Source organism: Streptomyces sp. NPDC008001, assembly GCF_042958085.1.
Lineage (GTDB): Bacteria > Actinomycetota > Actinomycetes > Streptomycetales > Streptomycetaceae > Streptomyces.
This window is the reverse complement of the sequence record NZ_JBIBIZ010000003.1, coordinates 85888-97031: the sequence shown is the minus strand read 5'-3', so window position 1 is coordinate 97031 and position 11144 is coordinate 85888. Positions and strand designations below refer to the sequence as shown.

The window sequence follows — 11144 nt, the reverse complement described above, 5'->3', positions numbered from 1 at the left end:
CGGGGGCGCACCCGGGGTAGCGGCGCCGGTGGTTCCGGCGGCAAGGTGGGGGAAGCATGAGGAACGGAAGCTGGAGGGGACATCGGGTGAGCGGACTCAACAAGGGGACGGGCAACAGCGTCAACGAAGGGACGGGCAGCAGCCTCAGCAAGGGGCTGGGCAAGGTCCAGGTGTCGCTGAAGTGGGATCCGAGCCCGCTGGGCATGCCCGACAACGACCTCGACATCATCGCCGGCACGTACACCGCTGAGGACCCGTACGGCAAGCCGGCCTATCTCGTCCACTTCGACAGCCGGTTGTCGCCCGACGGCACGATCATCCTCAACCGTGACAGCCGGACCGGCATGGGCTTCGGCTCCGACGAAGTGATCACGCTGGAGCTCGACCGGCTCTCGGCCTCGTACGCCCGTGTCGTCGTGGGGGTGGCCATACAGCAGGGCGACGGGCGCAAGACCTTCGGGGACGTGCCGAACACCGGGGTCCGGGTCGTGGAGGGCTACACCGAGCTCGTCTCGGACGACTTCTCGGAGGTCGCCGGGGCGACGGCGGCGACCGTCGTCGAGTTCGTGCGCAACGACGGAGGCGTGTGGCAGTGCCGGCGTGCCGTCCGGGGGTTCGACGCCGACCCGGAGGCCTTCGCCGCGGCGATGGGCCGCCGCGGCTAGCGAGCCGCAGCGGCGGCGCAGAACTCCGCCTTGATCACGTCGCCGGCGGCGTCGGTGTCGCCCAGGGCGTCGGTGCTGAAGTTGAAGACGAGGCTGCGCCGGGTGTCTGCGGAGACGTAGGCGACGCTCTGCGTCCCGGGGAAGAAGCCCGTGTGCCCCCACAGCTCCGTGCCGCAGAGCGTGAAGTGGAACAGCCCCAGGCCGTACTCCACGCCCTCGCCCTCGCCGGTGGGGACGGTGGTCTTCAGCTCCCGCTGCTGCGCCGGGGGCAGCAGCCTGCCCTGCAGCAGGGCGGTCAGGAAGCGGTCGAGGTCGGCGGAGGTGCTGATCAGGTCGCCGGTGGCCCGGATCACCGACGGGTCGAAGTCGGTGACGTCGTACATCCCGTGGTCCGGGTCGTCGGTGAACCGGCTGTAGCTGCGGCCGGCGGGGGCAGGGATGGTGCGCTCGTGGCGGGGCAGGTGGGTGGCGTGCAGGCCGAGCGGCGCGATGATGCGGCGCTCCGCCTCCTCCTCGTAGGAGCGTCCGGTCGCCTTCTCGGCGACGAGGGCGGCGAGGACGTATCCGGTGGAGCTGTAGGAGAAGCGGGTGCCGGGCGGGAAGTCCGGCGCGTGGGCCGTCGCGATCCGCACGAGCTGCCGGGGCGTCCAGCTGTCGTAGCGGTGCTCCAGGAAGGCGGTGGTGGTGAGGTTCCGCACGATGCCGGGGTCGTCGGTGTAGTCGTGCAGTCCGCTGGTGTGGTGGAGGAGCTGCCGCAGCGTGATCCTGCGGCCGTCGTTGCCGTGCCCGGTCACCAGGCCGGGCAGCCACTGCTCGACGGTGTCGTCCAGGGAGAGCCGGTGTTCGGCCTCCAGCTGGAGGAGGACGACGGAGACGAAGGCCTTGCCGATGCTGCCGGCGCGGAAGTGCTCCCCCGGCAGCCGCGGGCGGCGGGTGTGCAGGTCGCCGACGCCGGCGGAGCCGCGCCAGGTGCCCTGCGGGTCGCGGGCGAGCGCGAGGGCGCCGGGGACGCCCGCTTCGACGGCGGCGTCCAGGGCGGCCCGGGTGCGCTCGTGCCCTCCGAGGCGCGCGGCGGGGACGGCGGGGACGGCGGCGCCCGCCGGAGCGGGTGGCGCCGGCGCGGCCCCGGCCAGTGCGGCGGTTGCCAGGAGGGCGGCCAGTGCGGCCAGTGCGGCTCTCACCGCGCCGGTCGCCCTCGGCGTGCGCTTGGTCATGGCGGGCCTCTCTGTCCGGGGTGGGCTTCGGGGGTCGGCTTCCGGAGGCCGCTTTGGGGGCCGGCGGATCCCGGTGTGCGTACGGGGTGACGCACGGGGCGGCTGCGGGTCGGCTACGGGGGCGGTCAGCGCACGGTGCGGCCGGCCTCCTCGTGCTCGGCGGGGCCCCGGTCGTTCTGCAGGGACCACAGCTCCCGGAAGAGCCCCGGTTCCTTGACCAGCTCGGCGAACGTGCCCTGCTGGATGACCCGGCCGTGGTCGAGGACCACGATGCGGTCGGCGACGGCGACGTTGGCGAGGCGGTGGGTGACGAGGACGACGGCCCGCTCCTGGGCTACCTTGCGCAGCCCCGCGAAGATGCGGTGCTCGGCCCGGGCGTCCAGAGCGCTGGTGGGCTCGTCCATGACGAGCAGGCCGGCCGGGCGGTAGAAGGCGCGGGCGATGGCGATGCGCTGCCACTGGCCGCCGGAGAGCTCCACTCCGCCGAACCACTCGCGGGCGAGGAGCGTGTCGAGCCCGCTGCGGAGCTCCTTGACGACCTCGTCGGCGCCCGCGTGCGCGGCGGCTTCGAGGATGACGCCGTCCCCTTCGTGCGCCTGCCCGAGGGTGATGTTGTCGCGGGCGGACAGGGGCCAGTGGGCGAAGTCCTGGGGGACGACGGCGGTCTGCCGCCACAGGGCCTGCGGGGCGAATTCGCCGGTGTCGGTGCCGTCCCAGGTGACCTTGCCGCCGGTGGGCAGGTACAGGCCGGTCAGCAGCTTGCTGAGGGTGGTCTTGCCCGAGCCGTTCTCCCCGACCAGGGCCAGGACCTCGCCGCGCTGCACCTCCAGGCTGACGTCCTGCAGCGCCGGGCGGTCCGAGCCGGGGTAGCAGAAGGTGAGGGACTCGGCCCGGACCGACTTGGGGGCGTCGGGGGCCAGGGCGCCGCGCTGCATGCGGTGGCCGCCGGCCTCGTCGATGAACTCGGCCCAGTCGTCCAGGTAGAGGCCGGTGCGGAAGAGGCGTGCGCCGTAGCCGACCATGCCGCGCAGGGACGAGCCGACCGACCGCAGCGCGAAGACGGCCGTGCCGGCCGAGGCGAGCGACATGCGTCCCGTGCCGAGCAGCAGGGCCAGTGCCCCCCACACCAGGCCGGAGGCGATGCCGCCGGCCACGGCGCCCACGAGGGCGTACCGGGCGCCCTGGTGGACGGCCCGGTCGGTGGCGGTGTGGATGCGGTCGCCGATGGAGCGGTAGCGGCCGAGGAGGAACCCGGCCATGGTGCCCGAGCGCAGCTGGTCGGCGAAGACCTTGTCGGTGACGTGCCACCGCAGGTGGCTGAGGACCCGGCGGTCCGCGCTCAGGGCGCGCGAGGTCTGGTAGTGGACCCGTGCGGCCTTCACGCTGGCGATGCCCTGCGGGAGGGTGGCGAGCAGCAGGAGCGGCAGCAGGACCGGGTGCAGGAGCGTCACCACGCCGGCCGCGGCGACGAGGGAGGCCAGGCAGGCCATCAGGTCCTGCGACTCGGTGAGCAGGTCCTGGGCGACGTCCGCGCCGCGGTCCGCGGCCTCGCGCTTGTCGTTGAAGCCGGGGTGGTCGTAGGCGGCGAGCTCGGCGTTGATCGCGGCGTCGAGCATCTGCAGCTCGGCCTCGCGGGAGATCCGGGGGGCCAGCCGGCTGGAGATGTTGGTGACGGCGATGGCGAGCAGGGCCCGGACGCCCGCGGCGCCGGCGAGGAGGCCGATGGACGGCAGGGCGTCCACGAGCCGGTCGTGGATGTGGCCCGAGGTGATGAGCGCCGTGATGGTGCTGCTGGTGGCCAGCAGGCCGAAGGCCTCGAAGGCGCCGGACAGCACCTGGCAGACGAGGAGCGTCAGGACGGCGCGTCTGTCCACGCGCCAGGCGAGGCCCAGCGCCTTGCGGACGAGCTGGGGCAGGCGCCGGCCCATCGCGCGGGCGGTGAGCGGGCTCTTCTGGAAGGCGGTCAGCGTCGGGGAGCGGAAGCGTAATTCCTCATGTACCTCGGTGGTCTCGGTGGTCTCGGCGGACAACGTGAATCCCCTTGCTCGCGGCTGGTGACGACGGGCTCCGGACAGTGATCGTCTGCACCATGGCGCATGCGGCGGTCGCGATAGGGGTGAACGCCCTTAATCCACTCGAACGTGGTCCTTCTGAACGGTCGTCACGTACGGATCCCGGATGAGATTGACGCGCCCCTGTCAAATACTGGCCGCCCGTGGCACCCTGCCTCACGCACCCCGCTCTTCAGCGCTCTTCGATGCTCTTCAGTGCTTGATGCTCTTCAGCGCTCTTCGATCCGCTCTTCGATCCGCCCTTCGATTCGCCCTTCGATCCGCTCTTCCTCGGCTCGCCGTATCCCCACCGCAGAAGGAGGACGCGTGAGACGATCCCGCCGAACGACCGCAGGTGTGCTGCTGGCCGCCTGCGCCCTGGCCACCGCGGGCACCCAGGCCGCGGCGGCCGGAGCGGCCCGGGCCCGGGCCGCGGCGCCCGCCGTGCACGTCGCGGCCGCCACGCCGGCTGCGCAACACTCCGTCAGCGACTACTGGACCCCGGAGCGGATGCGCACGGCCGCCCCGCTCGACCTGCCCGCCGCCGCCCCCGGCACGTTCTCCGCCCCGGCGGCCCGGGGCGATGTCCGCACGGTCGCCGCCACCGCACCGGCGGCCGCTTCCCCGGCGTCCCTGGCCTCCTTCCCGCAGGCGGGAGGGCCGTGGACCGGCGGAGGCGCCGTCGCGAAGACCTCGGGCCGGGTGTTCTTCTCCTTCAAGGGCCGCAACGCCTCCTGCTCGGCCGACGCGGTCACCAGCCGGAACGCGAGCACCGTGATCACGGCCGGGCACTGCGTCAAGTACCAGAACAGCTGGCACACAAACTGGACCTTCGTCCCCGGCTACCACGACGGGCAGGCGCCCTACGGCACCTGGACGGCCGTCAAGACGCTGTCCACGCCGCAGTGGGTGGCCAGTGAGGACATGAACTACGACGTCGGCGCCGCGGTCGTGGCCCCGCTGGGCGGCAAGCGGCTCGGCGACGCCGTCGGCGGCCAGGGCCTGCAGTTCAACGGGGACTACAACAAGGCCATGTACGCCTTCGGGTTCCCGGCGGCGGCCCCGTACGACGGCACGAAGCTCATCCACTGCAGCGGGAACTCCACCAAGGACTTCCTGCTCACCAAGGACCACGGCCTGAGCTGCAACATGACCGCGGGCTCCAGCGGCGGCCCCTGGTTCGCGTCGTTCGACGAGGCCACCGGCACCGGACTCCAGGCGTCCGTGAACAGCTTCGGTTACACCTTCCTCCCGAACACGATGTTCGGCCCGTACTTCGGCGACGAGGCGAAGGCCCTCTACGACCAGGCACAGCAGACGAGCTGACGCACCCCCACGGCACGAAGGGCCCCCGCCATCCGGCGGAGGCCCTTCTTCGCGTGCGCCACCAGGGACTCGAACCCCGGACCTGCTGATTAAGAGTCAGCCGCTCTGACCAACTGAGCTAGCGGCGCGGGAGAAATACTACCGTACGAGGGACGGTGATATTCACCCGGACGAGTCCCTGGTCGAGGTCGGCGATCGCGCCGAACGCCGCCCGGGTCAGATCGATGCAGCGGCCGGCGGCCCACGGCCCCCTGTCGTTGACCCGTACCGTGACCGCGGCGCTGGTGACGGCGTTCGAGACACGTACGACGGTGCCGAAGGGCAGGTCACGGCTGGCGGCGGTCATCGCCTGCGGGTCGAACGGCTCGCCACCGGCGGTGGTCCGGCGGCCGGGCCGGTCCTCCGGGGCGCCGTACCACGAGGCGATGCAGGTCTGCGGCAGGTCGCCGCCGCGCGCGCGGGCCGGAAGCGCGGCGGAGGGGGCCAGGGCGGCGGCCAGCGCGACGACGGCCGCGACACGGCCGGGCGCCCCGGGACACGTCATGGGCTTTCCGCTCCGCTGGTTCGGGGCGGCGGTCCTGCCACCCGCACGTACGGGGAATCGTGACCGCTGCGGCCGCATTCCAGTCCCCGGGGCACACCGGAGCAGCCGATCGGCGCACGCCCGGCTGCCCCGCGCGCGACGCGGAATCCCTCGCCGGGAGGTGTGGACTCAGCGCCGGGCCAGCGCCAGCACGCTCAGCCCGAACATCAGAACCCCCAGCGGCAGATGGACCGACGGCACGTGCGCGACGCCCAGCACGACCTGGGCCGAGGCCAGTACGAGGAATCCCGACGCGTGCCGGACGTGCCGCGCCGAACCGCCGCCCCGCTTCCACGCCACCACCGCCGCGAGCAGGTAGAGCATCGACGCCCCGTACATCACCCGGGCTCCGACGCTGTGCAACGTCTCTCCGTAGGACGAGGTCAGCAGCAGCCCGGCGGAGACGGCCTGGAGGAAGATGGTCAGGGTCTGCAGGGTGATCGCGATCCGCAGGAACGAGGCGCCGCGTCGCGCGTTCGCCGCCGTCTGAGTGGCCATGTCACCGTCTCGTTTCCGCCCATCGGGCAGTAGATCGATAGGGTCTCACCGGTTCGACGAAGCGGGCCTGCGGAAGGTAAGGCGAGGGGGCGGCCGGAAGCATGGGGACTGTGGGGGCGGGCGCGGGCGGGGCAGCCGGCGAGCGACGCCGGCTGATCAATGTGGCGTACCGGTTGCTCGGTTCGGTGACCGAGGCCGAGGACGCCGTACAGGACGCCTACGCCCGCTGGTACGGGCTGCCGCGGAGCAGGCAGGAGGAGATCCTGTCGCCCGGCGCCTGGCTGACGACGGTGACCAGCCGCATCTGCCTGGACCTGCTCGGCTCGGCTCGGGCCCGCCGTGAACGCTATGTCGGGGCCTGGCTGCCCGAGCCGCTGCCCGACCGCACCGAGTGGGACCACGCGGGTGGCGCCGACCCCGCCGACCAGATCGTCCTGGACGAGTCGGTGGACATGGCCTTCCTCGTCGTCCTGGAGTCGATGACGCCCGCCGAACGGGTGGCGTTCGTCCTGCATGACGTCTTCCGGTACCCGTTCGCCGAGATCGCCGGCGTTCTCGGCCGCACCCCCGCAGCCTGCAAGCAGCTGGCGTCCTCCGCCCGGCGACGGGTGGGCGCCGAGCGCGCCCCGGCGCCGGCGGCCGGCCGGGCCGACGTGGTGCGGCACGTCAAAGAGGCCTGGGAGACCAAGGACATCGCGGCCCTCGTCAGCCTCCTCGACCCGACCGCCGTGATGACCGCCGACGGCGGCGGCATGGCCGGCGCCGTCCTGCGCCCGCTCGAGGGCGGCGCGCGCATCGCCCAGTACATGGTCGCCATCGCCGACCTGGCTCCGGGACTGGAGCTCCTGGAGCGGTCGGTCAACGGTGTACCGGGCCTGGTGGCCCGGCGCGCCGGCGTCGTCGCGACCGTGGCCTCGTTCGATGTCACCGACGGCCGCGTCACCCGCATCTGGGTGGTCCGCAACCCGGAAAAGCTGCGGCCGTGGGCACGGTAGAGCCGGGCGCAATGCCAGTGATTCAGAGACTTTTTCGGCGCGCGTCGGCGGCAAGGCCTCCGGGGCGGCTGGTGTCGTTCCTCTCCGGCTCGGTCCGTCGGCCGGCCACGTGGGCGGCGTTCGAGCCGAACGAAGAGCGGTTGGGGGCAGTGTCCCAGCAGTCGGTGCCACGCCGCGCGGACAGGGGGAGCCGTCAGGAGTCAGGGGCGTACAGCCGGTCGCAGGAAGCGGCGTAGCTTCTGGAGCGGCCAGGTGTTGATGACGTCGTCCTTTGTCAGCCAGCCGCGCTGGGCCGTGCCTACCCCGAAGCGCATGTAGGGCAGGTGGACGACGGAGTGTGCGTCCGTGTTTACGGCGAACTTCACGCCGTAGCGCTTGGCGCGCAGGATCTCCTCGTCGCCGAGGTCCAGGCGCTCGGGGTGGGCGTTGATTTCCAGGGCGGTGCCGGTGCGGGCGCAGGCTGCGAAGACGGCGTCGAAGTCGGCGTCGATGGGCGGGCGTTTGCCGATCTGGCGCGTGGTGGGGTGGCCGATGATCGAGACGTGCGGGTTCTCGCAGGCTCGTACGAGGCGGCGGGTCAGTTCCTCGCGGGTCTGGTTGAAGTGCGAGTGGACCGAGGCCACGCACAGGTCGAAGCCGGCCAGGAAGTCGTCCGGCCAGTCCAGGTCGCCGTCCGGGCCGATGTTGAGTTCGGTGCCGTGCAGCAGCCGCATGCGGCGGTGCTTGCCGTCCAGGGCCCGCACCTTTTCGCGCTGGGCCAGGATCTTCTTGTCCGTCATCCGCTGCATGTACAGATTCGGGGCGTGGTCCGTGACGGCGAAGTACGCGTAACCGCGCTCTGCCGCTGCGGCCACCATGTCTTCCAGGCGGGACACCCCGTCGGTGAGGTCGGTGTGCGTGTGGAGATCTCCGCGGATGTCGCCCTCGTCGACGAGCTCGGGCAGTTCGTCCTTCAGGCCCGCGGCGATCTCGCCCCTGTCCTCGCGCAGCGTGGGCGGGATCCAGGGCAGGCCGAGGCGGGCGTAGACCTCCTCCTCGGTCTCCGAGACGATCTTCTTGCCGCTCTTGGCGTGGAAGAGCCCGTACTCGGAGAGCTTGTACTTGTGGCGGACGGCGATCTCGCGGATGCGGATGTTGTGCGCCTTCGAACCGGTGAAGTAGAGCAGGCCCGCTCCCCAGGCGTCCGGCGGCAGGACGCGGAGGTCGACCTGCAGGCCCTTGGTCGTCCGGACGGAGGTCTTCTTCTCGCCGTGCGCGATGACCTCGGCGGTGACCGGCAGTGCGGTGAAGGCCTCCATGAGCGGGGCCGAGCGGTCCGCGGCCACGAGGATGTCGACGTCGCCGATCGTCTCGCGCATCCGGCGCAGCGATCCCGCGTAGGCGCAGCGCTCGCAGCCGGGCACTCCGGAGAGCTCGCCGGTGATCTGTTCGGCGACGTCCATGGCGGCGTCGATCAGGATGCGGCCGCCCGCCTGCTGCAGCAGGGCGATGCCGTGCAGGATGTTCTCCTCGGTCTTGGGGCCGAAGCCCTTGAGGCCGCGGAGCTTCTCGGCGTGGAGGGCGTCGAGGAGCTGGTCGACGGAGGAGATGCGGAGCTCCTCGTAGAGGACCATGGCCTTCTTCGGGCCGAGCATGGGGATGCCCATGAGCTCGCGCACGCCGGCCGGGATGACCGCCCGGGCCTCCTCGATCATGGAGACGTGGCCGGTCCGCAGGTATTCGAGGACCTTCTCGGCGATCGACTTGCCGACGTTGGGGATGTCGAGGAGGCCTTTGAGGTCGAGGCGGGAGACGTCGGCGTGGTGGCCGCCGATCGCGCGGGCGGCCTTCTCGTAGGCGCGCGCCTTGTAGGCGTCGCCGCCGGAGATGGTGACGAGGTCGGCGTACTCCTGCAGCAGCGCCTCGACCTCTTCGTTGGGCCGGGCCATGGGTCTGCTGTTCCCCGTCGGCCCGCGCTCCACACATTCCACACGAAATCCTGCCATTCCTACAATGAAGACAGAGCTGTGGGGCGTGGTTGAACCATGAAACGGGAGGTGGTTGAACCATGAAGCTCGCACTCGCGGGGGACACGATGCTGGGCCGCGAGGTCGCCGGGCGGCTCGCCACCGTCCCGCCGGAGAGCCTGTTCGCCGACGAGGTGGTGGCCGCCGCGCACGAGGCCGACCTGTTCGTGCTCAACCTGGAGTGCGCCGTCTCCGCCCGCGGCGAGCGCCGGCACGACCCCTTCAAGCCGTTCTTCTTCCGTGCGCCGCCCGTGGCCGTGCGTGCTCTGCAGCACCTCGGCGTGGACTGCGTGAACCTGGCCAACAACCACGCCCTGGACTACGGGCCCGACGCCCTGCTCGACACCGTCCGCCATCTGGCCGGCGCCGGGATCGCCTCGACCGGTGCGGGCCGGGACGAGGAGGCCGCGCGGCGGCCGGCGGTCGTGGAGCACCGCGGCTTGCGGCTGGGCGTCGTCGGCGTCACCGACCACCCGGAGGACTTCGCGGCGGGCCCGGACCGGCCGGGCGTCGCCTACGCACGGCTGGAGGCCGGCGCCCCGGCCGGGCTGCTGCGGACCGTCACCGGCCTCGGCACGGACATCACGCTGGTCACGCCGCACTGGGGCCCGAACATGACCCGGGGCCCCTCCGCCTACATCCGCCGCGCGGCACAGCAGTTCCTCGCGGCGGGCGCCACCCTCGTCGCCGGGCACTCCGCGCACGTCTTCCACGGCGTCGCGGACCGGGTGCTCTACGACCTCGGGGACTTCATCGACGATTACGCGACGGACGACGAGCTCCGCAACGACCTGGGCCTGCTCTTCCTCGTCACCTTCGACGGCCCCCGCCCCGTGCGCGTGGAGGGGGTGCCGCTGGCCCTCGACTTCTGCCGCACGCGGCTCGCCGGCGCAGCGGAGGCCCGGTGGATCGCCCACCGGTTCCGCCAGGCCTGTGCCGCGTTCGGTACGGAGGTGACGGAGGAAGGCGGCCGCCTCGTCGTGGAGTGGAGCGGGCCGCCGGAACAGGCCCAAAGGCAGCCGGACGAATAGGCCGTCGTCGAATAAGTCGTCGACGAATAGGCCGTCACATATCGCGCAGAGTGGCTGCTTCCGCCCCGGCGCGCCCCCTACCATCGGGCGGGTGAGCCACCCCCTGCCCCTGACCGCCCGCGTGTACGTCACCGAAGAGACCGGTGAGGAGCGGCGGAAGGCGCTGACCGACGGCCTGGCAGGGCTGGGGCTGGAGACGCACAGCGCCACGCTGGGAGCCCTCCGCGGCGATCCGCTCACCTGGCTCGTCCTCGTCGTGCTGCCGCTCAGCGGCTTCCTGCAGAACGTCGGGCAGCTCCTCGCCCAGGACGCCTGCACCGCTCTGAAGAGGGTCCTCGGCGGTGCGCTGCGCCGCTCCCCCGGCGAGCCTCCGGTGCCGCCGCAACCGCTCCTGCTGGAGGACGAGCGCTCCGCCGCCCGGATCGTCATCGAGGCGGACCTCCCGGCCGGCGCGTACCGGCAGCTCCTGGAGCTGGATCTGGAGCCCTGCGCGGGCCGCACCCTGTCCTACGACCGGGCACGCGGCCGCTGGTCCGCCTCCCCGGAGCTCCCGGAACTCGCAGAGCCCCCGCATTCCCCCGACACGCACGGCTGAGCACGGTCCCTGCACCGCCGGGCCCCCGCTCCGTGACCGGCCCGCGCCGTGACCGGCCCGCGCCGTGACCGGCCCGCGCCGTGGCCGACCGGCGCCGTACCGCGGTCCGCGCAACCAACGGTGTCCCGTCCCGGGTCTCCCCTTGCCACGCACCGTCCGCTACGTTCGCCTCGCGTACCG

At 72.3% G+C, this 11144-nt stretch carries 10 protein-coding genes and 1 tRNA gene; 5 read left to right on the top strand and 6 right to left on the bottom strand.

Annotated features, from left to right (window positions below):
- Positions 1-86: 86 nt before the first annotated feature.
- Complete coding sequence (locus ACFZCD_RS08900) at positions 87-665, top strand: TerD family protein (RefSeq protein WP_391829111.1); 579 nt, start codon at positions 87-89, stop codon at positions 663-665.
- On the opposite strand, the gene ACFZCD_RS08895 is transcribed toward ACFZCD_RS08900, so the two are convergent.
- Together ACFZCD_RS08895 and ACFZCD_RS08890 are read right to left on the bottom strand one after the other, a co-directional pair.
- Positions 662-1879: a serine hydrolase domain-containing protein gene (locus tag ACFZCD_RS08895; RefSeq protein WP_391829110.1), complete on the bottom strand. Its 1218-nt coding sequence runs from the start codon at positions 1877-1879 to the stop codon at positions 662-664. The genes ACFZCD_RS08900 and ACFZCD_RS08895 overlap by 4 nt on opposite strands.
- 125 nt (positions 1880-2004) lie before the next feature.
- Positions 2005-3909, bottom strand: a complete 1905-nt coding sequence (locus ACFZCD_RS08890) for an ABC transporter ATP-binding protein (protein WP_391829109.1) — start codon at positions 3907-3909, stop codon at positions 2005-2007.
- Positions 3910-4257: 348 nt separating this feature from the next.
- Between ACFZCD_RS08890 and ACFZCD_RS08885 the strand changes: the two genes are divergently transcribed.
- On the top strand, positions 4258-5256 hold the full coding sequence (locus ACFZCD_RS08885) for a trypsin-like serine peptidase (RefSeq protein ID WP_391829108.1): 999 nt from the start codon (positions 4258-4260) through the stop codon (positions 5254-5256).
- 54 nt (positions 5257-5310) lie between these two features.
- On the opposite strand, the gene ACFZCD_RS08880 is transcribed toward ACFZCD_RS08885, so the two are convergent.
- From ACFZCD_RS08880 to ACFZCD_RS08870, 3 genes are all read right to left on the bottom strand, one after another.
- Positions 5311-5384 (bottom strand) — tRNA-Lys (locus ACFZCD_RS08880).
- The gene (locus tag ACFZCD_RS08875) at positions 5375-5800 is read right to left on the bottom strand and encodes a septal ring lytic transglycosylase RlpA family protein (RefSeq protein ID WP_391829107.1); all 426 of its coding nucleotides are present in this window, start codon (positions 5798-5800) and stop codon (positions 5375-5377) included. Before ACFZCD_RS08875 ends, ACFZCD_RS08880 begins: the two co-directional genes overlap by 10 nt.
- 168 nt (positions 5801-5968) lie before the next feature.
- Complete coding sequence (locus ACFZCD_RS08870; RefSeq protein ID WP_391829106.1) at positions 5969-6337, bottom strand: hypothetical protein; 369 nt, start codon at positions 6335-6337, stop codon at positions 5969-5971.
- A 101-nt stretch (positions 6338-6438) separates the two neighbouring features.
- Between ACFZCD_RS08870 and sigJ the strand changes: the two genes are divergently transcribed.
- Complete coding sequence (sigJ, locus tag ACFZCD_RS08865; RefSeq protein ID WP_391829105.1) at positions 6439-7332, top strand: RNA polymerase sigma factor SigJ; 894 nt, start codon at positions 6439-6441, stop codon at positions 7330-7332.
- Positions 7333-7532: 200 nt separating this feature from the next.
- Here the strand turns inward: sigJ and polX are convergent, their stop codons facing one another.
- The gene (gene polX, locus ACFZCD_RS08860) at positions 7533-9260 is read right to left on the bottom strand and encodes a DNA polymerase/3'-5' exonuclease PolX (RefSeq protein ID WP_391829104.1); all 1728 of its coding nucleotides are present in this window, start codon (positions 9258-9260) and stop codon (positions 7533-7535) included.
- Between the two features lie 119 nt (positions 9261-9379).
- Here polX and ACFZCD_RS08855 point away from each other — a divergent pair, with 119 nt between their 5' ends.
- Both ACFZCD_RS08855 and ACFZCD_RS08850 read left to right on the top strand, forming a co-directional pair.
- Positions 9380-10369 carry a CapA family protein gene (locus tag ACFZCD_RS08855; protein ID WP_391829103.1) on the top strand — a complete coding sequence of 330 codons (990 nt, stop codon included), beginning with the start codon at positions 9380-9382 and terminating at the stop codon, positions 10367-10369.
- Between the two features lie 91 nt (positions 10370-10460).
- Positions 10461-10964, top strand: coding sequence for a hypothetical protein (locus tag ACFZCD_RS08850; RefSeq protein WP_391829102.1), 504 nt, complete (start codon positions 10461-10463; stop codon positions 10962-10964).
- The last annotated feature ends 180 nt before the right edge of the window (positions 10965-11144 follow it).

Coding starts and splice junctions, on each gene's coding strand:
- sigJ (WP_391829105.1), top strand. CDS start 6,439: ATGGGGACTGTGGGGGCGGGCGCGGGCGGGGCAGCCGGCGAGCGACGC.
- polX (WP_391829104.1), bottom strand. CDS start 9,260: ATGGCCCGGCCCAACGAAGAGGTCGAGGCGCTGCTGCAGGAGTACGCC.
- ACFZCD_RS08875 (WP_391829107.1), bottom strand. CDS start 5,800: ATGACGTGTCCCGGGGCGCCCGGCCGTGTCGCGGCCGTCGTCGCGCTG.
- ACFZCD_RS08855 (WP_391829103.1), top strand. CDS start 9,380: ATGAAGCTCGCACTCGCGGGGGACACGATGCTGGGCCGCGAGGTCGCC.
- ACFZCD_RS08895 (WP_391829110.1), bottom strand. CDS start 1,879: ATGACCAAGCGCACGCCGAGGGCGACCGGCGCGGTGAGAGCCGCACTG.
- ACFZCD_RS08870 (WP_391829106.1), bottom strand. CDS start 6,337: ATGGCCACTCAGACGGCGGCGAACGCGCGACGCGGCGCCTCGTTCCTG.